22 protein-coding genes and 5 pseudogenes are annotated in these 24,769 nt (G+C 51.8%); 15 read left to right on the top strand and 12 right to left on the bottom strand.

The annotated features are described in order from the left end of the window. Positions 1-50: 50 nt before the first annotated feature. The 6 genes and pseudogenes from bssS to mdtH all read right to left on the bottom strand — a co-directional run bounded on the left by bssS (position 51) and on the right by mdtH (position 4,676). A complete protein-coding gene (gene bssS / locus CRI63_RS01135) occupies positions 51-305 on the bottom strand; it encodes a biofilm formation regulator BssS (protein ID WP_000414435.1) in 255 nt (84 codons plus the stop codon). 285 nt (positions 306-590) lie between these two features. After that, a complete protein-coding gene (dinI, locus tag CRI63_RS01130; RefSeq protein ID WP_001217771.1) occupies positions 591-836 on the bottom strand; it encodes a DNA damage-inducible protein I in 246 nt (81 codons plus the stop codon). A 73-nt stretch (positions 837-909) separates the two neighbouring features. Beyond that, positions 910-1,957 (bottom strand): annotated as a pseudogene (pyrC, locus tag CRI63_RS01125) (dihydroorotase). 105 nt (positions 1,958-2,062) lie between these two features. Next, positions 2,063-2,623: a lipoprotein gene (locus tag CRI63_RS01120; protein WP_064528527.1), complete on the bottom strand. Its 561-nt coding sequence runs from the start codon at positions 2,621-2,623 to the stop codon at positions 2,063-2,065. 133 nt (positions 2,624-2,756) lie between these two features. Beyond that, entirely contained in the window at positions 2,757-3,404 is a 648-nt protein-coding gene (grxB, locus tag CRI63_RS01115; protein ID WP_135518219.1) for a glutaredoxin 2, read from the bottom strand. 63 nt (positions 3,405-3,467) lie between these two features. Beyond that, the gene (gene mdtH, locus CRI63_RS01110) at positions 3,468-4,676 is read right to left on the bottom strand and encodes a multidrug efflux MFS transporter MdtH (protein WP_135518217.1); all 1,209 of its coding nucleotides are present in this window, start codon (positions 4,674-4,676) and stop codon (positions 3,468-3,470) included. Positions 4,677-4,912: 236 nt separating this feature from the next. Here mdtH and rimJ point away from each other — a divergent pair, with 236 nt between their 5' ends. From rimJ to murJ, 4 genes are all read left to right on the top strand, one after another. Beyond that, a complete protein-coding gene (gene rimJ / locus CRI63_RS01105) occupies positions 4,913-5,497 on the top strand; it encodes a ribosomal protein S5-alanine N-acetyltransferase (RefSeq protein WP_130205501.1) in 585 nt (194 codons plus the stop codon). A gap of 10 nt (positions 5,498-5,507) precedes the next feature. After that, entirely contained in the window at positions 5,508-6,155 is a 648-nt protein-coding gene (locus CRI63_RS01100; protein WP_135518215.1) for a YceH family protein, read from the top strand. Position 6,156: 1 nt separating this feature from the next. Beyond that, complete coding sequence (locus CRI63_RS01095; RefSeq protein WP_130215874.1) at positions 6,157-7,080, top strand: Gfo/Idh/MocA family oxidoreductase; 924 nt, start codon at positions 6,157-6,159, stop codon at positions 7,078-7,080. 109 nt (positions 7,081-7,189) lie between these two features. Further along, positions 7,190-8,725 carry a murein biosynthesis integral membrane protein MurJ gene (gene murJ / locus CRI63_RS01090; RefSeq protein WP_130205507.1) on the top strand — a complete coding sequence of 512 codons (1,536 nt, stop codon included), beginning with the start codon at positions 7,190-7,192 and terminating at the stop codon, positions 8,723-8,725. Positions 8,726-8,764: 39 nt separating this feature from the next. Here murJ and flgN read toward each other — a convergent pair whose 3' ends face one another. The 3 genes and pseudogenes from flgN to flgA form a co-directional block, all read right to left on the bottom strand. Then, a complete protein-coding gene (gene flgN / locus CRI63_RS01085) occupies positions 8,765-9,181 on the bottom strand; it encodes a flagella biosynthesis chaperone FlgN (RefSeq protein ID WP_135518213.1) in 417 nt (138 codons plus the stop codon). 4 nt (positions 9,182-9,185) lie between these two features. After that, positions 9,186-9,478, bottom strand: a pseudogene (gene flgM, locus CRI63_RS01080) (flagellar biosynthesis anti-sigma factor FlgM). A gap of 74 nt (positions 9,479-9,552) precedes the next feature. Further along, a complete protein-coding gene (gene flgA, locus CRI63_RS01075) occupies positions 9,553-10,212 on the bottom strand; it encodes a flagellar basal body P-ring formation chaperone FlgA (protein ID WP_135518211.1) in 660 nt (219 codons plus the stop codon). Between the two features lie 153 nt (positions 10,213-10,365). On the opposite strand from flgA, the gene flgB reads away from it, so the two are divergent. The 11 genes and pseudogenes from flgB to flgL all read left to right on the top strand — a co-directional run bounded on the left by flgB (position 10,366) and on the right by flgL (position 20,307). Continuing rightward, positions 10,366-10,782 (top strand): flagellar basal body rod protein FlgB, encoded by a 417-nt coding sequence (gene flgB / locus CRI63_RS01070; protein ID WP_130216143.1) that lies wholly within the window; start codon positions 10,366-10,368, stop codon positions 10,780-10,782. Between the two features lie 3 nt (positions 10,783-10,785). Then, positions 10,786-11,190, top strand: a complete 405-nt coding sequence (gene flgC / locus CRI63_RS01065; RefSeq protein ID WP_001196460.1) for a flagellar basal body rod protein FlgC — start codon at positions 10,786-10,788, stop codon at positions 11,188-11,190. Positions 11,191-11,201: 11 nt separating this feature from the next. Next, on the top strand, positions 11,202-11,897 hold the full coding sequence (flgD, locus tag CRI63_RS01060) for a flagellar hook assembly protein FlgD (RefSeq protein WP_064528545.1): 696 nt from the start codon (positions 11,202-11,204) through the stop codon (positions 11,895-11,897). Between the two features lie 24 nt (positions 11,898-11,921). Continuing rightward, entirely contained in the window at positions 11,922-13,127 is a 1,206-nt protein-coding gene (gene flgE, locus CRI63_RS01055; RefSeq protein WP_130258291.1) for a flagellar hook protein FlgE, read from the top strand. A 19-nt stretch (positions 13,128-13,146) separates the two neighbouring features. Continuing rightward, entirely contained in the window at positions 13,147-13,902 is a 756-nt protein-coding gene (flgF, locus tag CRI63_RS01050) for a flagellar basal-body rod protein FlgF (RefSeq protein ID WP_130215882.1), read from the top strand. Positions 13,903-14,060: 158 nt separating this feature from the next. Further along, positions 14,061-14,843, top strand: coding sequence for a flagellar basal-body rod protein FlgG (gene flgG / locus CRI63_RS01045; protein ID WP_000625837.1), 783 nt, complete (start codon positions 14,061-14,063; stop codon positions 14,841-14,843). Between the two features lie 43 nt (positions 14,844-14,886). Continuing rightward, entirely contained in the window at positions 14,887-15,582 is a 696-nt protein-coding gene (flgH, locus tag CRI63_RS01040) for a flagellar basal body L-ring protein FlgH (protein WP_130222889.1), read from the top strand. A gap of 11 nt (positions 15,583-15,593) precedes the next feature. After that, a pseudogene (flgI, locus tag CRI63_RS01035) lies at positions 15,594-16,692 on the top strand (flagellar basal body P-ring protein FlgI). Beyond that, on the top strand, positions 16,692-17,633 hold the full coding sequence (flgJ, locus tag CRI63_RS01030; protein WP_135518209.1) for a flagellar assembly peptidoglycan hydrolase FlgJ: 942 nt from the start codon (positions 16,692-16,694) through the stop codon (positions 17,631-17,633). Before flgI ends, flgJ begins: the two are co-directional and overlap by 1 nt. A gap of 65 nt (positions 17,634-17,698) precedes the next feature. After that, positions 17,699-19,342, top strand: coding sequence for a flagellar hook-associated protein FlgK (gene flgK, locus CRI63_RS01025; RefSeq protein ID WP_135518207.1), 1,644 nt, complete (start codon positions 17,699-17,701; stop codon positions 19,340-19,342). Positions 19,343-19,353: 11 nt separating this feature from the next. After that, positions 19,354-20,307, top strand: coding sequence for a flagellar hook-associated protein FlgL (gene flgL / locus CRI63_RS01020; RefSeq protein ID WP_130215892.1), 954 nt, complete (start codon positions 19,354-19,356; stop codon positions 20,305-20,307). 98 nt (positions 20,308-20,405) lie between these two features. Here flgL and CRI63_RS01015 read toward each other — a convergent pair. The 3 genes and pseudogenes from CRI63_RS01015 to rne all read right to left on the bottom strand — a co-directional run bounded on the left by CRI63_RS01015 (position 20,406) and on the right by rne (position 24,508). Beyond that, positions 20,406-20,898: pseudogene (locus CRI63_RS01015) on the bottom strand (GNAT family N-acetyltransferase). Then, positions 20,895-21,188: a DUF1778 domain-containing protein gene (locus tag CRI63_RS01010; protein WP_130205535.1), complete on the bottom strand. Its 294-nt coding sequence runs from the start codon at positions 21,186-21,188 to the stop codon at positions 20,895-20,897. The pseudogene CRI63_RS01015 and the gene CRI63_RS01010 overlap by 4 nt, the downstream one beginning before the upstream one ends. A gap of 135 nt (positions 21,189-21,323) precedes the next feature. Beyond that, positions 21,324-24,508: pseudogene (gene rne / locus CRI63_RS01005) on the bottom strand (ribonuclease E). Positions 24,509-24,769 lie beyond the last annotated feature (261 nt).

Below are 24,769 nucleotides of genomic sequence, written 5' to 3'. Positions count from 1 at the left end.
AATGGTAAAGGCACCGTTAAGGTGCCTTTTGGGTGGATGGTCATGTCATGTTAATGACGCCGATACTCATTGACATGGAAATCACCAGATTCAATTTTGGCGATTCCTGCTTCTAATATCGAAATAAATTGTCTGGCAACATCAGTAGTTAACCAGAGTGTCTGACCAACTTCAGTCCCTTCCTGCTCGGACTTATTTGGGGTCTGGTAGTGCAAACGCAACATCAGCGCATCATAGCTATCAACGGTGCTGATGTCCCACCCTACGAGCGGATGAGTCTGAATGACTTCATTGTTTTTTTCCATCATGGCCCCCTAATTCGTGTTACTAGACAACGTTATTCGAGGTTCAATGCGTTTTTATCTGAAGCAACTTCAGTATATCAATAAATATGGCTATTCACCGAAATTTTAAAGGGGTAGTGAGATATTTTTTTGCTTTTAAGATTTATATGAACAATAAAACAGCATGTCGTTCATATTTTTTTAGCATATTGTGCAATTATTTTGAGGGAGTGTAAAATTTGTACGAACAATCTTAAAAATATAAAAAAGCCGGGGCGACCCGGCAAAAACAAACATCACTGCATATTATTCGCTAACAAACCAGTCATCGGCGCTTTCCCACGTTTCTTGTAGAATTTCGCTAATGCGCTGTTTATCTTCTTTTGTTGCGCCAATAACCGATAAATTATTTGCCGCAGCATATCGTACCGATACGTGACCTTCATTGTCCGGAAACGCATACTGAATGCGACGAGAAAGTTCACCCGCCAGAGCGTCAATGGCCCCAGTGGGTAGTGGAGAAGTTTTCGCTATGGTGACTTCAATTCGCATAATAGCCCCCTGTTGAATATACTGGTTATTTATACAGGTAAAATAACCTAATGACAACAGGAAGCTACGATTTTTATTGTTTAACGGACCAGCGTACCGTTTCCCCGGCGAGGAATGGCACCAGTGTGTCATCAGTCAGTGCGATGCTTTCAGCAACCTGTTGCTCTTCACGTACCAGTTCGATGAATGTGTCGTTGACCGGTAATCCATAGAATTTCGGCCCGTTTAAAGAACAGAATGCTTCAAAATGCTGTAGTGCATTCATCTCTTCAAATACGGTTGCATAGCTACCCAGTGCCGATGGCGCATTAAAGCAACCTGCACAGCCGCAGCTACTCTCTTTACGATGACGAGCATGAGGCGCGGAATCGGTACCCAGAAAAAACGCGATCAAAACCACTGGCGACCAGCTCACGCAGCGCCTGTTGGTGAATATTGCGTTTGAGGATCGGCAGACAGTAGAGATGCGGACGCACACCGCCAACCAGCATATGGTTACGGTTAAACATCAGATGCTGGGGAGTAATGGTGGCAGCCAATAGTTCATTTCCGTCACGGACATAGTCGGCAGCGTCTTTGGTGGTGATGTGCTCAAAAACGACTTTCAGCGCGGTCAGGCGCTGGCGTAACGGCTCCATGACCGTCTCAATAAAGCGCGCTTCACGGTCAAAAATGTCGATGTCAGTATGGGTCACTTCACCATGCACCAGCAGCGGCATGCCGATTTTTTCCATGCGCTCAAGTACTGGCATGATAGCGTCAACCGACGTCACACCATGGCTGGAGTTGGTGGTGGCGTTCGCAGGGTAAAGTTTTGCGGCGGTGAACACGCCTTCGTTAAATCCACGCTCCAGCTCATTGGGGTCCAGCGAATCTGTTAAATAACAGGTCATCAGCGGGGTGAAATCGTGTCCGTCCGGTACGGCGTCAAGAATACGTTGGCGATAAGCCACAGCAGCCTCAACGGTTGTTACAGGCGGTGCCAGATTGGGCATAACGATGGCCCGACCATAGGTTTCGCTGGTATACGGCACGACAGTTTTTAACATGTCGCCATCGCGGAGGTGAAGGTGCCAGTCGTCTGGGCGGCGGATCTTTAATACCTGGGATGGTGCAGTCATTAATTTCTATGCTCCGGCTGAAGGGATGTTTTTGCCGGACACAAAGGATAAGCGGAAACGTTTTCCTTTGCACGAAAAATAAAGGGCGCAAATACGCCCTCGTAATTAATCAGTGAACGGAATGACTATTTCTCCTGGTTTCACTTCAATGCCTTTTGCCAGTTTTTTAGCCATTGCTTCGCCTTTGCTGCCATCTTCGCGCAGGATGTAAGCCGGCTGCTGGTTAAAGTAATTGCGTAATGCCTGATTCAAATAGGGAAGTAACGTTTGCATCACGGTTTGCATTTTTTCCGGCTGCACGGTCGCGTCGACCACTTCCATCTCTTTCAGGAAGATAGCGCCTTTCTCTTTATCAAACACAGGCAGCGCTTTTAGCTTCAGTTTCATGGTTGCTTTTTGGCTACCGAACAGAGAGTTCATATCCAGATTGGCGTCCCCGGTTAGGGTAACCTTATTAGGTTCTTCACGACCAATTTGGCTGGTCAGGTTTGTCAGCACTATATGGGCGTCAGCCACGCCGGGCAAACCGATATCTTTTGAGAAATTATTATGTTTCGCAAGCGACTGGTTAATCTCTTGTTCGGTGATGGTGTATTGGGTGAGTTGATTACAGCCAACGAGCAGGCCACTGACGATTAATGCAGCGGCAAATAAAAACTTGTTCATGGTAGTCCTCGACATGAAATCTGCGTCAATATCCTGACACAACGCAGCATGTGTCACCAGCGATAAACTCGCCAGCAGAAAAAACTGAAAACAGCGGCAACCCGCGAATACAGGCTGCCGCGGCGGGTCAGGATTAAATCGCCATTGATGATAGTAAATTGATTTGCGTCTGTTTAGCCATGTTATCGCGGCAATCAGCGACGCGGCTTGGCCAGTTTATTCCTGCAACCAGCGTCAGATTACGCAGCAGCGGAAAAAGTTGAATGTCATCTTCCGAAAGCTCGCCATTCACGGCGTTTGGCTTGACGATGAGTTTATCCAGTGCACGAAAATCATCGCTGATATTTTTAATTAACCCATCAGAATGAGAGAGAAGCTCGGCAAAATTACCCGCGCTGGCCTCTTTCTTGTCGATGAAGTATTTGCGTGCGGCGGGAGTAGAAAACTCATCAAAAGCCGATTTGGCAAAACGCGGCAACAGCAGTTTATTGGCATAGCCGTTGACCTTGCGCAGCCACTCTTCAATGGCAGGGGAGCGTTTACCCGTCAGTAACGGTTTGCCGTCGAGCTTATCAACATAGTGAACAATGTCCATGCTTTCTGGCATATAGCGGCTGTCATCTTTTTGCAGAATGGGAACCTGTTTTTGACCGACCATCCGGGTGGGTGTTTCTGCATCGTCGTTGAGCAGAACGTGTAATTCGACGGGGATATTTTTCAGGCCGAAAATCATGCGGGCTTTGAGGCAGTAAGGGCAGTGATCGTAAATATATAGCTTCACGTGACTCCTCCATTTGGCTGTCAGTTCACTTTCAGTATGGAGGAGTCAGGGGGGAGTATCAAATCAGGCGTCGTGTTCCAGCAACCGACGCGCGGCACGTTTATGGCTAAATTGCCAGCCCAACGCAAGGAAGGTGATGATGCCAATAACGCCCAACATCATCCACGGCAACTCCGGTTGTTGCGTGGATTTACCCAGGTCAAACAGCCAGCCGCCGCCGATATAGCCAATAGCGCCGCCTATCGCCAGGCCCAGCCGACTAAATCCCATATAACTGCCGCGCGCTCGTGCATCTGCTAACGAGGCGCTAAGAGTTTCACGCGCAGGTTCGGCAATGATCGAGCCAATATAAAACAGACAAATCAGGGTGAAAAGTTGTTGCAGGCCGCTGACCATGCCCACGGGTATCATGCTTAATGACATCACCAGTAGCCCCGCCATCAACCGGTGTTCCAGACGAAAACGCTTTTCGCTCCAGCGGGCGATAGGGTAGAGCAACGTTAACGACAGACACGCTTCGATGGCATACATCCATTTAACGGCAGAGGGCGCTCCGGCAACGTCGTTGACCATAATTGGCAGCATCAACATCACCTGCACAGCCAGCATGTAGTAGCCCGCGAGTGTCAGGACATAGGTGACAAAACGTTTATCGCGCATCACGCGGGTCATGCCTTCGCGGACTGGCGTACGCACGGTAGAGAGTTTCCATGCGGGCAACAGCCAGGCGTTAAACGCTGCACACAATACAAACAGAACTGCCCCCGTGGCGCAGACCAGGCGAAAATCGTATTGCAATAACCAACTCCCCAACAGCGCGCCAATGACCGCACCGGCACTGTCCTGCATCATCAACAGGGAGAAAAAACGGCCCCGTTGTTCCGGACGAATTAATTTCACCACCAGCGCCGAACGCGGCGGATCAAATAACGTACCGCCGAGGCCCGAGAGCAAACAAGAAAACCACAGCATCCAGGGCTCATGGGCGATGCCCATGGTGGCGAATCCGGCGGCGCGCATCAGCATACCGGTAACGATCATCGGTTTAGCGCCAAAACGGTCGGCAATAGCACCACCGAAAATGCCTAATCCTTGCTGAATGAACTGACGCAGACCGAGGGCAATACCGACCATTACGGCGGCCCAGCCCATTTGATCAACGAAGCGGATAGAGATCAGCGGGAAGACAACAAAGAACCCCAGCACGACCAGCATATTATCGACGAGAAGGAAATATTTACCCAGGTTCCTCGCCTGCGACACGCGCGACATTTCCCCTCCCGGGAAATAAAAGATGAGCACTTTCTATTCTGCATTGCTGCTAAGATTTTTCCCATCATATCGGGGACAATATTTATTTATTCAAAACGTCGCTTTGATAGAGAATTTTTATCCAATATGTGAATAATGCAGAAAATGGCATTTTGGACTTTTCACAGGCTCTGGTTGCGCAGGTATAGTAATACTTACAGCGTATTAAAGACGTTACGGGAAGGAGTAGGTATAGAATGTTTGGCTATCGCAGTAACGTGCCAAAAGTGCGCTTAACCACCGACCGACTGGTCGTGCGTCTGGTGCATGAGCGTGATGCCTGGCGACTGGCGGATTATTACGCAGAGAATCGCCATTTCCTGAAGCCCTGGGAGCCGGTGCGCGATGAAAGCCACTGCTATCCTTCAGGCTGGCAGGCCAGGTTAAGCATGATTAACGAATTTCATAAACAGGGCTCAGCCTTTTACTTTGGATTATTTGATCCAGATGAGAAAGAGATTATTGGCGTAGCCAATTTTTCCAATGTGGTACGCGGCTCTTTTCACGCCTGTTATCTCGGTTATTCGATCGGACAAAAATGGCAGGGTAAAGGACTGATGTTTGAAGCTCTGACCGCCGCCATTCGCTATATGCAACGTACCCAACATATTCATCGCATTATGGCCAACTATATGCCGCACAATAAACGCAGCGGTGATTTGCTGGCGCGGTTGGGGTTTGAAAAAGAAGGCTATGCGAAAGATTATTTGTTGATTGATGGAAAATGGCGCGATCACGTACTGACGGCATTAACCACCCCGGACTGGACGCCCGGCCGCTAAGGAGAATTTCATGAAGTATCAACTTACCGCACTGGAAGCCCGTGTGATGGGCTGTTTGCTGGAAAAACAGGTGACGACGCCGGAGCAATACCCGCTTTCCGTGAATGGCGTGGTAACGGCCTGTAACCAGAAAACAAACCGTGAACCGGTAATGAATCTGAGCGAATCCGAGGTACAGGAGCAACTGGATAATCTGGTAAAACGCCATTATCTGCGCACGGTGAGTGGCTTTGGTAATCGAGTCACCAAATATGAACAGCGTTTCTGCAACTCTGAGTTTGGTGACCTGAAACTTAGCGCCGCGGAAGTCGCATTAATTACCACCTTGTTGTTGCGCGGTGCTCAGACGCCAGGTGAACTGCGCAGTCGCGCGGCGCGGATGTATGAATTCAGCGATATGACGGAAGTAGAAACGACGCTGGAACAACTGGCTAATCGCGAAGATGGGCCTTTTGTCGTTCGTCTGGCTCGCGAACCGGGTAAACGCGAAAGCCGCTATATGCATCTTTTCAGTGGCGAGGTGGATGATCAGCCTGTGCTTACAGAAACGTCGGACGCGGTTGGCGGTGATTTACAATCCCGCGTCGAAGCCCTGGAAATCGAGGTGGCAGAACTGAAACAGCGTCTTGATTCGTTGCTGGCCCATCTGGGAGATTAACGTGAAAAAATTACGTATCGGCGTAGTGGGTTTAGGCGGCATCGCGCAAAAAGCGTGGCTGCCAGTGCTGGCAGCGGCGTCTGACTGGACGCTACAAGGGGCGTGGTCGCCAACGCGTGAGAAAGCCATCTCAATTTGTGAAAGCTGGCGCATTCCTTACGCCGATTCGTTATCTAACCTTGCCGCCAGTTGCGATGCGGTATTTGTCCACTCCAGCACCGCCAGTCATTTTGAGGTGGTCAGTGCGTTATTAAATGCAGGTGTACATGTCTGTGTCGATAAACCGCTGGCGGAAAATCTGCGCGATGCCGAGCGACTGGTTGAACTCGCAGCGCGCAAAAAACTGACACTGATGGTCGGCTTTAACCGCCGTTTCGCGCCGCTGTACTGTGAGCTAAAAACACAACTTGCCAGCGCGTCCTCGCTAAGAATGGATAAACATCGTACCAATAGCGTCGGGCCACACGATCTTTATTTCACCTTGCTGGATGATTATTTGCATGTGGTTGATACCGCGCTGTGGTTGTCTGGCGGCAATGCAACTCTCGAAAGCGGTACGTTGCTGACCAATGAGTCCGGCGAAATGCTGTTTGCCGAGCACCATTTTTCGGCAGGTCAGTTACAAATCACCACCTGTATGCATCGTCGTGCCGGAAGTCAGCGTGAAGCGGTGCTGGCAGTGACTGAAGGGGCATTAATCGACATCACCGATATGCGTGAATGGCGTGAGGAGCGTGGTCAGGGCGTGGTGCATAAACCGATTCCTGGCTGGCAAAGTACCCTCGAGCAGCGTGGATTTGTCGGTTGTGCGCGCCATTTCATTGAATGCGTGCAAAATCAGACAGTTCCGCAAACCGCGGGTGAACAGGCGGTGCTGGCGCAGCGCATCGTTGATAAGATCTGGCGCGATGCGATGAGTGAATAAACCCTGTAACATCTGGCGGTAGCAATTCACCATAATCCAGGTAGACTATTCGCCTCTTTCAGCGCCTGCCTTGCAGGCGTTTTGCCCGTGGGTCTGGATTAGAACACCGATGAATTTATTAAAATCGCTGGCCGCCGTCAGCTCGATGACCATGTTTTCGCGTGTGCTTGGCTTCGCACGCGACGCTATTGTCGCCAGAATATTTGGCGCAGGGATGGCAACCGACGCCTTTTTTGTCGCGTTCAAACTTCCTAACTTGTTACGCCGTATCTTTGCAGAAGGCGCATTCTCCCAGGCTTTCGTGCCGATTCTGGCGGAATATAAAAGCAAGCAGGGTGAAGATGCTACGCGGGTCTTTGTCTCCTATGTCTCTGGCCTGCTGACACTGGCGCTGGCGGTTGTGACGGTCGCCGGTATGCTCGCCGCACCGTGGGTGATCATGGTAACTGCGCCGGGCTTTGCGGATACTGCCGACAAATTCGCACTTACCAGCCAGTTATTACAGATTACCTTTCCTTATATCTTATTGATTTCACTGGCATCGCTGGTGGGGGCAATTCTGAATACCTGGAACCGTTTCTCGATTCCGGCATTTGCCCCAACGTTACTCAACATCAGCATGATTGGCTTTGCGCTGTTTGCTGCGCCGTACTTTAATCCACCCGTGCTGGCGCTGGCGTGGGCAGTTACGGTGGGCGGCATCCTGCAACTGGTTTATCAGCTACCGCATCTGAAGAAGATTGGCATGTTGGTATTGCCGCGCATTAACTTCCACGATGCCGGGGCGATGCGCGTAGTGAAACAGATGGGGCCGGCGATTCTTGGCGTCTCTGTTAGCCAGATTTCCTTAATCATCAACACTATTTTTGCCTCATTTCTTGCCTCCGGCTCGGTGTCATGGATGTATTACGCCGACCGTTTGATGGAGTTTCCGTCTGGTGTACTGGGCGTGGCGCTGGGGACCATTTTGCTGCCGTCGCTGTCGAAAAGTTTTGCCAGCGGTAATCACGATGAATACAACCGTCTGATGGACTGGGGGCTGCGTCTTTGTTTCCTGCTGGCGCTGCCAAGTGCGGTGGCGCTGGGCATCCTCTCCGGTCCGTTAACTGTTTCGCTGTTCCAGTACGGTAAATTTACCGCCTTTGATGCGTTGATGACCCAGCGGGCGTTAATTGCCTACTCGGTAGGTTTGATTGGCCTGATTGTGGTGAAAGTGCTGGCTCCGGGCTTTTATTCACGGCAGGATATTAAAACGCCGGTGAAAATTGCCATCGTCACGCTGATTTTGACGCAATTGATGAACCTTGCATTTATCGGCCCGTTGAAACATGCCGGACTGTCGCTTTCCATTGGTCTGGCGGCGTGTCTGAATGCTTCGCTGCTTTACTGGCAGTTGCGTAAGCAGAAAATCTTTACTCCACAACCCGGCTGGACTGCGTTTCTGCTGCGTTTACTCGTGGCGGTTCTGGTGATGTCTGGTGTGCTTTTAGGCATGTTGCATATTATGCCGGACTGGTCGTTAGGCACTATGCCCTGGCGTTTACTGCGTTTGATGGCGGTCGTTGTTGCGGGAATTGCAGCGTACTTTGCCGCACTGGCCGTGTTGGGCTTCAAAGTAAAAGAATTTGCTCGTCGCACTGCTTAACGTAGAATTCCGGCCTGCATCGCAGGCCGGAGAAAATCTTCAAATAGAAATCTTTTTACCACCGCGCCAGGGTGTTGAGGTCTGACCGTTCGCCCCGTACAGTGTCGGCTCCTGATGCGGTTTCAGCATTTCCAGTGCCTGTTGATTGCGCTCAATCTGCCCTTCCAGTAGCCAGCCGTTATGCTGATTTAACTGGCGCAATTGCTGCGTTTTCTCGGTGATTTCCTGCCAGCATTGCGCAATATCTTCACTTATTTCTGTATCCGGTGCCTGTCGACGCAGCTGTTCCAGGTAATCCAGAGTCGCCAGCATTGAGCTTTTTTGTTCTGTAATATGTTGCAACTGGCTACCGGTGAACAGCCCCATAGAGAGATGTTGCTGCTCCTGGACCATCACTATATTAAGCTCGTTAAGCACCACAGACATCTGGTTGAGAATCTCAGCAAGACGCGGCATCTGATTATTTACTCATTAAATCTTGTTGCACTTCGTTGATCAGCGCATCGGCAATTTTGCCGACATCCATTTTTAGTTCACCATTACGAATCGCCAATTTTAATGCTTCAACGCGTTCAAGATTGATATCACTGCTGCCCGGTTGCATCAGTGTGGCCTGCGCATCGCTTAACTTGACGTTAGTACTGGCGGTAGCGTCGTTTTTGCTGCGCGGGTATTGGCTACCGGAGCGTCACTGGTTTCACGTGGCTGAACGGTGCTTACAGGCTTCAGGGGGGAAGTGCGGTCAATACTCATGGTTTATTCCTCATTGAGGGCGCTTTATCATTTGTTGCTTATTTATCGGCAATGGACGGGCAATCTTTAATAGCTTACAGGTTTATAAGAATATTCCCATCGGCATCCACTACGCCACTGACTACCTGACCCGATATCATTCTCACGCGGGCTTTTTGCGCGACAGAAGCGTTATTCAGCGCCAGACCTTCAGCATTTGCACTGAACCCATCGCCACTGGCAATCACGTTAACGCGTTGTCCTGCTTTTACCTGCCAGGCCTGACGCAGCATAGTCAGCTGTATAGGTTGTTCGGGGACCAAATCGCGCAGGCTAACCGCATCAACCAGTTGATTAACATCCAGAACGGTACGCGGCGGTAGTGTATCCAGTCTGCCACGTTTAAGTTTTACACTGCCAGCGTCAAGCTTTCCCCCACGCACAACAGGCATTGCTGCAACAACATAATTCCCTGTCGCCTGTACATTCACTTGCACGTAATGCTTATCGTTGCCACAACGTGCCAGCACATTCACATTGCCCCACAGGCGGGCGTTATTAGTCATGGAAAGCAGCGGCTGTTCGCATGGCGGCAATAAATTGGGAGCAGTACGAATAGAGACGTTGACCTCATCACTTAGCCCTGCCAGTTGTGCAACGAAAAAGGTTTGCAATTGTGAGGGAAAATCGCCAGCCGCACTAAGTGGACTGAACAACATCGAGATGATCGCCACACAGCGCATTATTGTCAGCATTTTTGCCCCCGGCCATTTTCACAGCCTGAATTGTACCCGTACGCAATGACCATCAACGGCATAAATAGCAACCCATTTTGCTTTTATTCCGCCGATAACGCGCGCGTAAAGCCTTTAAGCTGACGGCAGAATTTTGATATCTGCGGAGGAGATATGCTCGATAAGCTCGACGCCGCCTTACGTTTTCAACAAGAGGCACTCAATCTGCGCGCCCAGCGTCAGGAAGTGCTGGCGGCAAATATCGCCAATGCCGATACCCCTGGTTATCAGGCGCGCGATATGGATTTTGCCAGTGAACTTAAAAAAGTGATGCAGCGCGGGAGAGATGAAACCAGCGTGGTCGCGCTGACGTTGACCTCGTCGCAGCATATTCCAGCACAGGCGTTGTCACCTCCTGCCACAGAATTGCAATACCGTATTCCGGACCAGCCTTCACTGGACGGCAATACCGTGGATATGGATCGCGAACGCACCCAGTTTGCCGATAACAGCCTGCAATACCAGATGAGCCTTAGCGCGTTGAGCGGGCAAATCAAAGGCATGATGAACGTATTACAAAGCGGAAATTAACGGATGGCACTGCTGAATATTTTTGATATCGCCGGATCGGCGTTAACCGCTCAGTCTCAGCGTCTGAACGTGGCTGCCAGCAACCTGGCCAACGCCGACAGCGTGACGGGGCCAGATGGTCAGCCGTACCGGGCAAAACAGGTGGTGTTCCAGGTGAACGCCGCGCCAGGGGCTGCGACGGGCGGAGTCAAAGTGGCTGACGTGATTGAAAGCCAGGCCCCGGACAAACTGGTCTATGAACCGGGTAATCCGCTGGCGGACGCGAAGGGCTACGTGAAAATGCCAAACGTTGATGTGGTAGGCGAGATGGTTAACACCATGTCGGCGTCGCGCAGCTATCAGGCCAACGTTGAAGTACTCAATACGGTGAAAAGCATGATGCTGAAAACCCTCACGCTCGGTCAATAAAGGAGAAAGTCATGTCCATTGCGGTAACCACCACCGATCCGACAAATACCGGCGTCAGCACTACCAGCAGTAGTTCGATTACGGGCAGTAACGCCGCCGATTTACAGAGCAGCTTTCTGACTTTGCTGGTGGCGCAACTGAAAAACCAGGATCCGACCAATCCAATGGAAAACAACGAGCTGACGTCACAACTGGCGCAAATCAGCACGGTCAGCGGGATTGAAAAGCTCAACACCACACTCGGTTCGATTTCCGGGCAGATTGATAACAGCCAGTCGCTACAGGCCAGCAACCTGATTGGTCACGGCGTGATGATCCCCGGCACCACCATTCTTGCCGGTACTGGCAGTGAAGAAGGGGCGGTGACCACCACCACGCCGTTTGGTGTTGAGCTGCAACAGGCCGCAGACAAAGTGACCGCGACCATAACCGATAAAAATGGCGCAGTTGTGCGCACCATTGATATTGGTGAGCTCAGCGCCGGAGTCCACAGTTTCACCTGGGACGGCACGTTGACCGATGGTACGACCGCGCCGAACGGTTCTTATAACGTGGCAATTAGTGCCAGCAACGGCGGTACGCAGTTGGTTGCCCAGCCATTGCAGTTTGCGCTGGTACAGGGCGTGATTCGCGGCAATAACGGTAACACGCTGGATCTCGGCACTTACGGCACCACCACCCTCGACGAAGTACGGCAGATAATTTAAGCCTTCACATTTCAGGAGTCAGTCATGGCCTTTTCTCAAGCGGTTAGCGGATTAAATGCTGCCGCCACCAATCTCGATGTCATTGGCAACAATATCGCCAACTCCGCCACCTATGGCTTTAAATCCGGCACGGCTTCTTTTGCTGATATGTTTGCTGGTTCGAAAGTGGGACTGGGGGTAAAAGTTGCTGGCATCACTCAGGATTTTACCGATGGCACGACCACAAATACTGGCCGTGGCCTGGACGTCGCTATCAGCCAGAACGGTTTTTTCCGTCTGGTAGACAGCAATGGTTCGGTGTTTTACAGCCGTAACGGGCAATTCAAACTGGATGAAAACCGTAACCTTGTGAATATGCAAGGTTTACAGTTGACCGGGTATCCGGCAACCGGTACGCCTCCGACCATCCAGCAAGGGGCGAATCCGGGCAATATTTCGATTCCAAATACCTTGATGGCGGCGAAGACCACGACCACGGCGTCCATGCAGATTAACCTTAACTCCAGTGATACGCTTCCTACCGTTACGCCATTCAGCGCCAGTGATGCCGATAGCTATAACAAAAAAGGTTCGGTAACGGTGTATGACAGTCAGGGTAATGCCCATGACATGAGCGTCTACTTTGTGAAGACGCAAGATAATACCTGGGATGTCTACACCCAGGATAGTAGTGCTCCAAACAGCATTGCAACGATAGCGACAACACTGGAATTTGATGCCAATGGTCTTCTGACGTCGGATCCAACAAAGGATATTACCACTGGCGCGATTAATGGCGCGGATCCTGCGACATTCTCCCTCAGCTTCCTCAACTCTATGCAGCAAAACACCGGCGCTAACAATATTGTGGCAACCACCCAGAACGGTTACAAACCGGGCGATCTGGTGAGTTATCAAATCAACGATGACGGCACGGTAGTCGGGAACTATTCGAACGAACAAACCCAATTGCTGGGGCAGATTGTGCTGGCCAACTTTGCCAACAACGAAGGGCTGGCATCAGAGGGGGACAACGTCTGGTCTGCAACGCAATCTTCTGGTGTCGCGCTGCTGGGAACCGCCGGGACTGGCAATTTTGGCGCACTGACCAACGGCGCCCTGGAAGCGTCCAACGTCGATCTCAGCAAAGAACTGGTCAATATGATTGTCGCCCAGCGTAACTATCAGTCTAACGCTCAGACCATCAAAACTCAGGACCAGATCCTCAACACGCTGGTTAACTTACGCTAATTGCTGACGGGATAGCTCGATGGATCACGCAATCTATACCGCGATGGGCGCCGCCAGCCAGACGCTGAATCAACAGGCGGTGACCGCCAGCAATCTGGCGAATGCCTCCACGCCCGGTTTTCGCGCGCAGTTAAACGCCTTGCGCGCGGTGCCGGTGGAAGGGCTTTCTCTTCCCACACGCACTCTGGTGACGGCCTCTACGCCAGGTGCAGATATGACGTCCGGCAAGATGGATTACACCTCGCGCCCCCTGGATGTTGCGTTGCAGCAGGATGGCTGGCTGGCCGTGCAAACCGCTGACGGCAGCGAGGGGTATACGCGTAATGGCAGCATTCAGGTTGATCCCGGTGGACAACTGACGATTCAGGGGTATCCGGTGATTGGCGAGGCGGGGCCGATTGCCGTGCCGGAAGGGGCGGAAATTACTATCGCCGCCGATGGCACCATTTCGGCGCTCAATCCGGGCGATCCGGCAAATACCGTTGCGCCAGTAGGACGATTGAAACTGGTGAAAGCCATGGGCAGTGAAGTGCAGCGTGGTGATGACGGGATCTTTCGTTTGAGTGCGGAAAGTCAGGCCACGCGTGGTCCGGTGTTACAGGCTGACCCGACGTTACGGGTGATGTCGGGCGTGCTGGAAGGTAGCAACGTCAATGCCGTTTCGGCAATGAGCGACATGATTGCCAGTGCGCGGCGTTTTGAAATGCAGATGAAGGTAATAAGCAGCGTCGATGATAACGCTGGTCGCGCCAACCAACTGCTGTCGATGAGTTAATTGAAAGGATACATGACAAACATAAGTTGCCCGACGGGCCTGCGGGATGATTCGCAATTTATTGATTTTGCGAGCTCTTGTAGGCCGGATAAGGCGTTTACGCCGCATCCGGCAAGAAGACATATGCGATTTGTCAGCAATCCACTACAGGACATTTTATGATCAGTTCATTATGGATCGCCAAAACGGGCCTTGACGCCCAGCAAACCAATATGGACGTCATTGCCAACAACCTGGCAAACGTCAGTACCAATGGTTTCAAGCGCCAGCGGGCGGTGTTTGAAGATTTACTTTATCAAACTATTCGCCAGCCTGGCGCGCAGTCTTCCGAACAAACTACCTTGCCATCCGGGTTACAAATCGGTACGGGGGTGCGTCCGGTCGCCACTGAACGCTTACACAGCCAGGGCAACCTGTCGCAAACCAATAACAGCAAAGATGTGGCGATTAAAGGGCAGGGCTTTTTCCAGGTCATGCTGCCGGATGGCTCATCAGCCTATACACGCGACGGCTCTTTTCAGGTGGATCAGAACGGACAACTGGTGACGGCGGGCGGTTTTCAGGTGCAGCCAGCAATCACCATTCCGGCGAATGCGTTAAGTATTACCATTGGTCGTGATGGCGTGGTCAGCGTTACCCAGCAAGGCCAGGCTGCTCCGGTTCAGGTTGGACAACTCAATCTGACCACGTTTATGAACGACACTGGCCTGGAGAGCATTGGCGAAAACCTCTACACCGAAACACAATCCTCCGGCGCACCGAACGAAAGCACGCCAGGTCTGAACGGCGCGGGGCTGTTGTATCAAGGATATGTTGAAACGTCTAACGTCAACGTGGCGGAGGAACTGGTCAACATGATTCAGGTACAGCGTGCCTACGAAATCAACAGTAAAGCGGTATCCACCACCGACCAGATGCTGCAAAAACTGACGCAACTCTAAAGCATACCGGTAGGGCAACTTACCGGTTTATTGATTTTTGAAGATGATAGCCATGCGAAAAAAATACGGCATTTCCACCTTGTTGGTGCTTTCACTGACCGGCTGCGCCTGGATCCCGTCTACCCCGCTGGTGCAGGGGGTGACCACGGCACAACCTGTACCCGGCCCGACGCCCGTCGCCAATGGTTCCATTTTTCAGTCTGCCCAGCCGATTAATTATGGCTATCAGCCGTTATTTGAAGATCGCCGACCACGCAATATCGGCGATACGCTGACTATTGTGTTGCAGGAAAACGTCAGCGCCAGCAAGAGTTCGTCTGCTAATGCCAGCCGCGACGGAAAAACCAACTTCGGGTTTGATACTGTGCCGCGCTATTTGCAGGGGCTGTTTGGTAATGCCCGTGCCGACGTCGATGCCTCTGGCGGTAATAGCTTCAATGGTAAAGGCGGGGCAAATGCCAGCAATACCTTTAGCGGTACCTTGACCGTGACGGTTGATCAGGTGCTGGTCAACGGCAACCTGCATGTGGTGGGCGAAAAACAGATAGCCATTAATCAGGGTACGGAATTTATTCGTTTCTCCGGCGTGGTCAATCCACGCACCATCAGTGGCAGCAACACTGTACCGTCAACCCAGGTGGCAGACGCGCGCATTGAGTACGTTGGCAATGGCTACATTAACGAAGCACAAAACATGGGCTGGTTACAGCGTTTCTTCCTTAACCTGTCGCCAATGTAAGTGAGGCTGTGGTGATTAAATTTCTCTCTGTATTCATTCTTCTGCTGGTAGCGACCGTTGCACAGGCTGACCGCATCCGCGATCTCACCAGCGTACAGGGCGTACGACAAAACTCGCTGATTGGTTATGGTCTTGTTGTTGGCCTTGACGGTACGGGCGATCAGACGACCCAGACGCCGTTTACCACTCAAACACTTAATAACATGCTCTCACAGTTGGGAATTACCGTTCCGACTGGCACCAATATGCAGCTAAAAAAACGTCGCTGCGGTAATGGTGACGGCGTCACTTCCGCCGTTTGGACGCCAGGGGCAAACCATCGATGTGGTGGTTTCTTCCATGGGTAATGCCAAAAGCTTGCGTGGCGGTACGTTGTTGATGACACCGCTTAAGGGCGTCGACAGCCAGGTTTATGCGCTGGCGCAGGGCAATATTCTGGTCGGTGGCGCGGGGGCATCGGCGGGTGGCAGCAGTGTTCAGGTTAACCAACTGAATGGCGGGCGGATCACCAACGGTGCGATTATTGAGCGCGAATTGCCCAGCCAATTCGGCGCTGGCAATACCCTCAATTTGCAGCTAAATGACGAAGACTTCGCGATGGCGCAGCAGATCGCCGATACCATCAACCGCACCCGAGGATTCGGCAGTGCCACGGCGTTAGATGCCCGAACTATTCAGGTTCGCGTGCCGAACGGTAATAGTTCCCAGGTGCGTTTCCTTGCCGATATCCAGAATATGCAGGTCAATGTCACCCCGCAGGACGCCAAAGTAGTGATTAACTCGCGCACCGGTTCGGTGGTGATGAATCGTGAAGTGACCCTCGACAGCTGCGCGGTGGCGCAGGGCAATCTCTCGGTTACGGTAAATCGTCAGGCCAATGTCAGCCAACCAGATACGCCGTTTGGTGGCGGGCAGACCGTGGTAACGCCACAAACACAGATCGACTTACGCCAGAGCGGCGGTTCGCTGCAAAGCGTGCGTTCCAGCGCCAGCCTCAATAACGTGGTGCGCGCGCTCAACGCCTTGGGAGCCACCCCGATGGATTTAATGTCCATACTGCAATCTATGCAAAGCGCGGGATGTCTGCGGGCAAAACTGGAAATCATCTGATGATTAGCGACAGCAAACTGCTGGCGAGCGCCGCCTGGGATGCACAATCACTTAACGATCTGAAAGCGAAAGCGGGCGAAGATCCAGCAGCAAATATTCGCCCGGTAGCTCGCCAGGTGGAAGGGATGTTTGTGCAGATGATGCTAAAAAGTATGCGTGAAGCCTTACCGAAAGATGGCCTGTTCAGCAGCGAGAATACCCGGCTCTACACCAGCATGTATGACCAGCAGATAGCCCAACAGATGACAGCAGGCAAAGGTCTGGGACTTGCGGAGATGATGGTAAAACAGATGACGCCAGAGCAGCCATTATCAGCAGAAGAAATGCCTGCCGGACCGATGAAATTCCCACTTGAAACAGTGATGAGTTTTCAAAATAAAGCGCTCACGCAGATGGTGCAAAAAGCTTTACCGCACAATTTCGATGCTTTGTTGCCTGGTGACAGCAAAGCGTTCCTTGCACAGCTCTCGCAGCCAGCTCAATTGGCAAGTCAGCAAAGCGGTGTGCCACATCACCTGATTCTCGCCCAGGCTGCACTGGAATCAGGCTGGGGACAACGACAAATTCGTCGCGAAAATGGCGAGCCGAGCTACAACGTGTTTGGCGTAAAAGCGTCAGGTAACTGGAAGGGGCCAGTTACTGAAATCACTACTACCGAATATGAAAACGGCGAAGCGAAGAAAGTTAAGGCGAAGTTTCGTGTTTACAGTTCTTATTTCGAAGCATTGTCAGATTACGTTGGGCTGTTAACCCGTAATCCACGCTATGCCGCCGTGACTCGCGCTGCCAGCGCCGAGTTGGGGGCGCAGGCATTACAGGACGCGGGCTATGCTACCGATCCTGAGTATGCCCGCAAACTCACCAATATGATTCAGCAATTGAAATCGGTAAGCGACAAGGTGAGCAAAACCTACAGTATGAGTATCGATAATCTGTTCTGAATAATTCAAGTCCGGCGGGTGTCTGCCGATAATGCTCTGTAATTGAAGGCTTACAAGGAACCTCCATGTCCAGCTTGATTAATAACGCCATGAGCGGACTTAACGCTGCCCAGGCGGCGTTAAATACGGCGAGTAATAATATTTCCAGCTATAACGTTGCCGGATATACCCGACAAACCACCATTATGGCGCAGGCTAACAGTACGTTAGGTGCGGGCGGTTGGGGAGGCAATGGCGTCTATGTTTCTGGCGTCCAACGTGAATACGATGCGTTTATTACCAATCAGTTACGTGCGGCCCAGACCCAGAGTAGCGGCCTGACTTCCCGTTATGAGCAGATGTCGAAAATCGACAATATGCTCTCTGGCAGCACCACGTCGCTGGCAACGCAAATGCAGGACTTTTTTACCAGTTTGCAAACGCTGGTCAGTAACGCAGAAGATCCGGCTGCGCGGCAGGCGTTGATTGGCAAGGCAGAAGGTCTGGTAAATCAGTTTAAAACCACCGACCAGTATCTGCGCGACCAGGACAAACAGGTCAATATCGCGATAGGTGCCAGCGTCGACCAGATCAATAATTATGCCAAACAAATCGCCAGTCTGAACGATCAGATCTCCCGTTTAACAGGTGTGGGAGCAGGGGCTTCACCCAACGATCTCCTTGATCAACGCGATCAACTGGTGAGTGAATTAAACCAGATCGTTGGTGTTGAGGTCAGCGTTCAGGATGGCGGTACTTACAATATCACCATGGCCAATGGGTATTCGCTGGTTCAGGGCAGTTCGGCACGTCAGCTTGCAGCAGTCCCATCCAGTGCCGATCCTTCTCGTACGACAGTCGCTTATGTTGATGGGACGGCGGAAAATATCGAGATCCCAGAGAAATTGCTGAATACGGGGTCACTGGGCGGTATTCTGACATTTCGTTCTCAGGACCTGGACCAGACGCGTAATACGCTCGGGCAACTGGCGCTGGCATTTGTTGAGGCTTTCAATGCCCAACATAACAAGGGATATGATGCCAATGGTAAAGAAGGGGAGGATTTCTTTGCTATTGGTAAGCCTGCTGTTCTGGAAAATAGCAAAAACAAAGGAAGCTCCGCGATCGGTGCTACGGTAACCGATAGTTCCGCTGTGCTGGCGACAGATTACAAAATCTCGTTCAAAGATAATCAGTGGCAGGTCACCCGTCTGGCCAGCAATACCACTTTTACGGTGGTGCCGGATGCCGACGGTAAAGTCTCATTTGATGGTCTGGAACTGACCTTCACCGGAACGCCAAAACCAAACGACAGCTTCACGTTGAAACCGGTAAGCGATGCCATCGTCAATATGGATGTACTAATCACTGACGAAGCGAAAATCGCCATGGCCAGCGACGAAACTGCCGGTGAAAGCGACAACCGCAATGGTCAGGCGCTGCTGGATTTGCAAACTAATGGCAAAACGGTCGGCGGGGGGAAATCCTTTAACGATGCTTATGCCTCGTTGGTTAGCGATATCGGGAATAAAACCGCCACGTTGAAAACCAGCAGCACTACCCAAAGTAATGTGGTGACGCAACTTTCTAATCAGCAGCAGTCTATCTCTGGCGTCAATCTCGACGAAGAGTACGGCAATCTGCAACGTTTTCAGCAGTATTACCTGGCCAATGCCCAGGTTCTGCAGACGGCGAATGCCATTTTTGATGCGCTGATTAACATTCGCTAAGGGGAGATAAGATGCGTTTCAGTACCCAGATGATGTACCAGCAAAATATGCGTGGTATCACCAATTCTCAGGCGGAATGGATGAAGTACGGCGAACAGATGTCGACGGGTAAGCGAGTCGTTAACCCTTCTGACGATCCCATTGCAGCATCACAAGCCGTAGTTCTCTCCCAGGCGCAGGCGCAAAACAGCCAGTACACACTGGCGCGGACTTTTGCAACCCAAAAGGTGTCGCTGGAAGAAAGCGTACTTGGCCAGGTGACGACGGCAATCCAGAATGCCCAGGAAAAAATTGTTTATGCCAGCAACGGCACGTTAAGTGATGATGACCGGGCATCGTTGGCAACGGATATTCAGGGGATCCGCGACCAGTTGTTAAACCTGGCGAATACCACGGATGGGAACGGGCGCTACATTTTTGCCGGTTATAAAACAGAATCCGCGCCGTTTAGTGAGGCTGACGGTGATTATGTCGGCGGAACAGAAAGTATTAAGCAGCAGGTCGATGCCTCTCGCTCAATGGTGATAGGGCATACTGGTGACAAAATTTTCAACAGCATCACCAGCAACGCGGTAGCGGAACCTGACGGTAGCGATTCTGAAACTAACCTGTTTGCTATGCTGGATAGCGCCATCGCGGCGCTAAAAACGCCAGTCGCGGATAGCGAAGCGGATAAAGAAACCGCCGCTGCGGCATTGGATAAAACCAACCGTGGCTTGAAAAACTCACTGAATAATGTCCTGACCGTACGCGCGGAACTCGGCACGCAACTGAATGAACTTGAGTCTCTGGATTCATTAGGTAGCGATCGCGCTTTAGGGCAAACGCAGCAGATGAGCGATCTGGTTGATGTGGACTGGAATGCGACTATTTCATCTTACATCATGCAGCAAACGGCGTTGCAGGCGTCGTACAAAGCGTTTACAGATATGCAAGGATTGTCGCTTTTCCAGCTCAACAAATAAGCTCGTTTTTAAGCATATCTTGAAACTGGGTATGTTTTGTCTGCCTGCTCTGGGATCGCCGGGGCGGGCATTTTTTTGCTATGAGGCATAAAGAACTATTACAGACATGCCTGCAAATCAGCCAATGTTGCCATCAGTATCATAGAATCGGACGGGGGACGGCTCAAAACCCACTCGCAGATAAAACTCGCGGGCCTGGTCTGATAACGCATGGACCAACATTCCGCGAATACCAATGACTTCAGCTGCCTGTAGTACTCGTAGACCGGCATCTCTGACCATCGCGCGACCGATACCCTGACCCTGTAATGATTTATCTATTGCCAAACGACCAAGTACTACAACAGGGATCGGTTCTGGCATATTACGGCGAAATCGTCCTGTTGCGACATGCATTTCGACGGCGCTTGAGGCAAGCGAATAATAAGCCAAAACGTTGCTATGAGTATCACAGCCAACAAATGTACGTGATGCACCTGCAAGCTGATTTTTTAGGGCCCTCTGCTTTAGCCAGTTATCCATCGTTTCTACCCCCGAGCAAAAAGAGGTGAATTGATGCTTTGCCTGGAGTGGTTCGGGGGCCTGAATCATTTTTTCTGTTCCCACGGCGCGGGTGTTTGCATGGTTTTGCGTAATGCAGAATTGGGCGCGGGTGGCTGATCCAGCCGATTCAAAAATAGCTGATAATCATCAGAATCCATCCTGAAAATTCGCTGCTCAATGAGCGCCTCTTCAGCTGCGGCTCTGGCGGCCTCAAGGACAAATTCGGTGCGATTTTTTCCTCGGGCTTTAGCGGCCCGGTCGATAAGATCGCGTTCTGCGGGTTTTATGCGCAGATTTAAAGATTCGCGCCTGGCTGGAATGTTGTTGGCGGCTGGCATAAAAAAATCCTTCAGCTTTATATGGATAATAATTATACAACATATGTAACGCTAATGTCATTACAGCAAAGGCACTGCCCCTGAAATAAAAAAAGCCCTGGCGGTTGCCAGGGCTTGATCACTTTGAGTTAAGTTTTACTCAACAGGTTGCGGACGCGCAGGGCCAGCAGATGCATGATGTGTTGCTGCATGACCACCTGCGGCACCTTTACCTTCAAAGGCAAAGCTTGGGCGCTGCCAGTCACTGTGACGCGGTGCTTCCGGAACATATTCCGGTGCCGGAGCGCGTGTCATCGGCGCAGTGGCGTGGTTATGTTCAACGATTACCTCGGATACAACAGGAGCTACCGTTTCAACCTCTGCTGCGACTTCAGCGACGACCGGGGCGGCAGGTTGAGCAACAACTTCAGGTTCGGCAACCACAACCTCGGCAGTTTCGGCAACTTCTTCAATGTCTGCCGTCTCTTCCTGCGGTTCAACTACCGGTTCTGCGTGCTCTGCAACGTCCTGCGCTACGGCAACATCGGCCTCGGCTATCACCTGAGGCTGTTCAGTTACCGCTGCGGCAATCACTTCGGGATGCGTTGTTTCAACAACTTCAGGTTGCGGTTCTGCAACCTGAACAGGTGTTTCTACAACTTCAGCCACCTCTTCAACAATCGGCGCGGCAACAACAGGCTCGACAGCGGCAGCAACAGGGACTTCTGTCACCATCGGCTGCACCTGCACTTCTTCCTGTTCGCGTTGCTCCTCAACCTGTACATCTTGCGGACGTACAACCGGATAACGGATCCAGACTTTGCCAGAGGCCAGTTCCGGAGATGCGCACGCTACGGTCAACGGCATTGGCGACTGGGTTGGATAACGCTCGTCACGATAGCGACGACGACGCTGACCACTCACGCGCAGGTGACGAGGCGAGCGACGAGAACGACGCGGCATGCCACCGTTGTCACGGTTATCGGCGTTGTTCTCTTCTTGCTGTTCCGGCGCAGTTTGCGCTACGACTGGCAGCGGTATTTTCACCAGTTCAGTGCTCGGGGCTTGTGCTTCCTGAGTAACAGGCTCGGCAGCGACAGTTTCTTCAACCACCGGTGCGGCTACCACTTCTTCTGCAACGCTTTGTTCATAGCGCACTTTCTGATTCAGCTGACGTTGTTTACGACGCGGCTGAACCGGACGTACACGTTCTTCCTGTTCGGTTTCCTGAACAGATTGCTCTTCAACATTCAGCGCCTTCACTTCTTGTTGCGCCTGACGTTTATCATCGTTACGGCGGCGGCTACGTTCACGACGCGGCGCTTGCTGTTCGTCAGTGGTACGCGCTTTTTCCGTTACATCAGCCTGCTGACGGCTATCACGCGTCTCAGCCGTTTGCTGCTGCGCCTGGCGACGATTACGACGGTTTTCTTCGCGATTATCGCTACCCTCCGTACGTTCGCTACGCGTGTCGCGGCGTTCATTACGATCACGGCGGTTGTTCTGACGAGGCTTACGGCGATCCTGTTGGCGTTCCGGTTTCGCTTCCTCTTTTGGTGCAGGTTGCTCGACCGATTTGGTTTCTTCACCGCCACTGAACAGCGATTTCAGTACACTGAAAAGGCGGCTCAACAGACCCGGTTGTGCCGGAGCTGCAGGCGTTGCTGGTGCAGCTTTAGGTGCCGGGGCTGCTGCAGGCGCTACAGGTTCAGCCGGAGCTGGCGCTGGTGGCACATCCGGCATAGCAAAGGTTGCCAGTGCAGGTTGTTCAGGACGCTTACGTTCAGCGAACTCTTCTTCAGACGGCAACGCCATCGCTTCTTCATGCAGTTTCGGCAGCATGTAGCTTAAGGTCGGCGTTTCTTCCCCTTTACGCACGCGCAGCACGTGGTAGTGCGGAGTTTCCATCTGATCGTTTGGTACAATCACACAGCGTACGCCGTCCTGACGAGTTTCAATGGCATTTACCGCAGAACGTTTTTCGTTCAGCAGGTAAGAAGCGATTGGCACAGGAACAATGGCGTGGACTTCCTGAGTGTTCTCTTTCAGCGCTTCTTCTTCAATCAGACGCAGAATAGAGAGCGACAGGGATTCATTGTCACGCACGGTGCCAGTACCGGAACAACGCGGACAAACGTGATGACTGGATTCACCCAGCGACGGACTCAGGCGCTGACGGGACATTTCCAGCAGGCCAAAGCGAGAAATATGGCTGATTTGAATACGCGCACGGTCCTGACGTACCGCTTCGCGCAGACGGTTTTCTACCGCACGCTGGTGGCGTACTGGCGTCATGTCGATGAAGTCGATAACAATCAGACCACCGAGGTCACGCAAACGCAGCTGACGAGCAATTTCATCAGCAGCTTCCAGGTTGGTGTTAAACGCAGTTTCTTCGATATCGCCGCCGCGAGTTGCACGTGCGGAGTTGATGTCGATGGCGGTTAACGCTTCGGTGCTGTCGATAACAATAGAGCCACCAGACGGCAGACGGACTTCACGCTGGAAGGCGGACTCAATCTGGGATTCAATCTGGTAGTGGCTGAACAGCGGAATTTCACCGGTGTACAGTTTGATTTTGCTACTGAAATCCGGGCGACCTAATGCAGCGATATGCTGACGCGCCAGTTCGAGCACTTTCGGATTATCGATAAGAATTTCGCCGATGTCCTGGCGTAAGTAATCGCGGAATGCGCGAACGATTACGTTGCTCTCCTGGTGAATCAGGAACGGAGCAGGGCGACTTTCAGCGGCTTTTTGATCGCTTCCCAGTGTTTCAGACGGAAGCTTAAATCCCATTGCAGCGCCTCGGCAGATTTGCCGACGCCTGCGGTACGCACGATAAGCCCCATGCCTTCCGGCAGTTCCAGGCTTGCCAGTGCTTCTTTTAATTCGGTACGGTCGTCGCCTTCAATACGGCGAGAAATGCCACCCGCGCGCGGGTTGTTCGGCATCAGAACCAGATAGCTACCCGCCAGGCTGATAAAGGTGGTCAGCGCAGCCCCTTTGTTGCCGCGCTCTTCTTTATCAATCTGAACAATAACTTCCTGGCCTTCACGCAACACATCTTTAATGTTGGGGCGACCATGAGCACTGTAGTTAGCTGGGAAATATTCGCGGGCAATTTCTTTTAGAGGGAGGAAACCGTGACGTTCAGCGCCGTAATCAACAAAAGCAGCTTCCAGACTCGGTTCAATGCGGGTGATTTTACCTTTGTAGATGTTAGCCTTTTTCTGCTCATGCCCCGGGCTTTCGATATCCAGGTCATACAGACGCTGCCCATCTACAAGGGCAACGCGCAACTCTTCCTGCTGAGTTGCGTTAATTAACATTCTTTTCATCGTAACTTACTCATTATTCTTACATTGACGACTAAGCTGCGGGCAAAGTAACGCCTTGCCGGGTGTGAACCGATGGCCTCGTGTCTAGTCGCGTCGCCAACCTCACGGTTATCGTCAGCTCAAAGAGGCGCAGAGTGTCGGTTGCCCGTTTTTCATGCGGAAAAACAGCGCAATTATCAGAGAAACAGACTGGGTATTACTCTCCAGAAATATTTCCATCTACCGGTAAGGACTGCAACCCGCAGCCCGCTAACTGCCTGA

It is taken from the genome of Escherichia sp. E2661 (genome assembly GCF_004745185.1).
Classification (GTDB): Bacteria; Pseudomonadota; Gammaproteobacteria; order Enterobacterales; family Enterobacteriaceae; genus Escherichia.
This window is presented reverse-complemented; position numbering and strand designations above follow the sequence as displayed.

Coding starts and splice junctions, on each gene's coding strand:
- bssS (WP_000414435.1), bottom strand. CDS start 305: ATGGAAAAAAACAATGAAGTCATTCAGACTCATCCGCTCGTAGGGTGG.
- dinI (WP_001217771.1), bottom strand. CDS start 836: ATGCGAATTGAAGTCACCATAGCGAAAACTTCTCCACTACCCACTGGG.
- CRI63_RS01120 (WP_064528527.1), bottom strand. CDS start 2,623: ATGAACAAGTTTTTATTTGCCGCTGCATTAATCGTCAGTGGCCTGCTC.
- mdtH (WP_135518217.1), bottom strand. CDS start 4,676: ATGTCGCGCGTGTCGCAGGCGAGGAACCTGGGTAAATATTTCCTTCTC.
- rimJ (WP_130205501.1), top strand. CDS start 4,913: ATGTTTGGCTATCGCAGTAACGTGCCAAAAGTGCGCTTAACCACCGAC.
- CRI63_RS01100 (WP_135518215.1), top strand. CDS start 5,508: ATGAAGTATCAACTTACCGCACTGGAAGCCCGTGTGATGGGCTGTTTG.
- murJ (WP_130205507.1), top strand. CDS start 7,190: ATGAATTTATTAAAATCGCTGGCCGCCGTCAGCTCGATGACCATGTTT.
- flgN (WP_135518213.1), bottom strand. CDS start 9,181: ATGCCGCGTCTTGCTGAGATTCTCAACCAGATGTCTGTGGTGCTTAAC.
- flgA (WP_135518211.1), bottom strand. CDS start 10,212: ATGCTGACAATAATGCGCTGTGTGGCGATCATCTCGATGTTGTTCAGT.
- flgB (WP_130216143.1), top strand. CDS start 10,366: ATGCTCGATAAGCTCGACGCCGCCTTACGTTTTCAACAAGAGGCACTC.
- flgC (WP_001196460.1), top strand. CDS start 10,786: ATGGCACTGCTGAATATTTTTGATATCGCCGGATCGGCGTTAACCGCT.
- flgD (WP_064528545.1), top strand. CDS start 11,202: ATGTCCATTGCGGTAACCACCACCGATCCGACAAATACCGGCGTCAGC.
- flgE (WP_130258291.1), top strand. CDS start 11,922: ATGGCCTTTTCTCAAGCGGTTAGCGGATTAAATGCTGCCGCCACCAAT.
- flgF (WP_130215882.1), top strand. CDS start 13,147: ATGGATCACGCAATCTATACCGCGATGGGCGCCGCCAGCCAGACGCTG.
- flgG (WP_000625837.1), top strand. CDS start 14,061: ATGATCAGTTCATTATGGATCGCCAAAACGGGCCTTGACGCCCAGCAA.
- flgH (WP_130222889.1), top strand. CDS start 14,887: ATGATAGCCATGCGAAAAAAATACGGCATTTCCACCTTGTTGGTGCTT.
- flgJ (WP_135518209.1), top strand. CDS start 16,692: ATGATTAGCGACAGCAAACTGCTGGCGAGCGCCGCCTGGGATGCACAA.
- flgK (WP_135518207.1), top strand. CDS start 17,699: ATGTCCAGCTTGATTAATAACGCCATGAGCGGACTTAACGCTGCCCAG.
- flgL (WP_130215892.1), top strand. CDS start 19,354: ATGCGTTTCAGTACCCAGATGATGTACCAGCAAAATATGCGTGGTATC.
- CRI63_RS01010 (WP_130205535.1), bottom strand. CDS start 21,188: ATGCCAGCCGCCAACAACATTCCAGCCAGGCGCGAATCTTTAAATCTG.